Origin of the sequence: Duganella sacchari (genome assembly GCF_900143065.1) — a bacterium.
In the GTDB taxonomy this organism is placed as follows: Bacteria; Pseudomonadota; Gammaproteobacteria; order Burkholderiales; family Burkholderiaceae_D; genus Rugamonas; species Rugamonas sacchari.
Genome location: NZ_FRCX01000004.1, coordinates 572117 through 572882, shown reverse-complemented (window position 1 = coordinate 572882; position 766 = coordinate 572117). Strand labels below are relative to the sequence as shown.

Genomic DNA, 766 nt, shown 5'->3' with positions numbered 1-766 from the left:
AACGATGGCTGTCCGGCGCGCACAAATGCATGACGGCGTAGACCGTGGTTTCCGTGGGGCCGTAGACGTTGATGAAGCGGCGTCCTGCGGCCCACTGCGCGGTTAGCGCGGCCGGACAGGTGTCGCCACCAATCAGCAGCGTCGCCGGCAGCGCTGGCAAATCCGCTGGCAGCGCCGCTGCTACCGCCGGCGTGAGGAAGGCGAGATCCGGCCGCAGCGCGGTCAGCGTGTGTTCCAGTCGGCCCGGCAGCAGTTGCTCGCGCGGGGCCATGCACAGCGTGCCGCCAGTCGCGAGCGCGGCAAAGACTTCCCACACCGAGGCATCGAAATTGAAGGAGGCGGCTTGCAGCACGCGGCGGCCAGGTTCCACGCCCAGCAGCGGCGCCTGCGCGCGCAGCACATCGCACAAGCCTTCATGGTGCAGCAGTACGCCTTTGGGCTTGCCGGTGGAACCCGAGGTGTAGATGACGTAAGCCAGGTTCGCGGGCGACACGTGCGTTGGCTCCACCTTACCCAACTGCATTGCGTCGGTGGCCAAAGTGTCTTCGATCGTCAGCAGCGGTGTCGCGGTCACGGGCAAGGTGACGGCCAGTGCGCGATGCGCCAGTACGACAGCAGGTTCAGCGTCTTCCAGCATGAAGGCCAGGCGCTCGGCAGGATACGCGGGGTCCAGCGGCAGATAGCCGCCACCTGCTTTGAATACAGCCAGTATGGCCACCACCATATCAGGCGTGCGCTCGGCGCAGATGCCCACCAGGACATCCGG

At 66.3% G+C, this 766-nt stretch carries 1 protein-coding gene; it reads right to left on the bottom strand.

The window, feature by feature from the left end:
* The coding region (locus BUA36_RS11630) for an AMP-binding protein (protein WP_139260505.1) at positions 1-766 on the bottom strand (766 nt) is incomplete at both ends.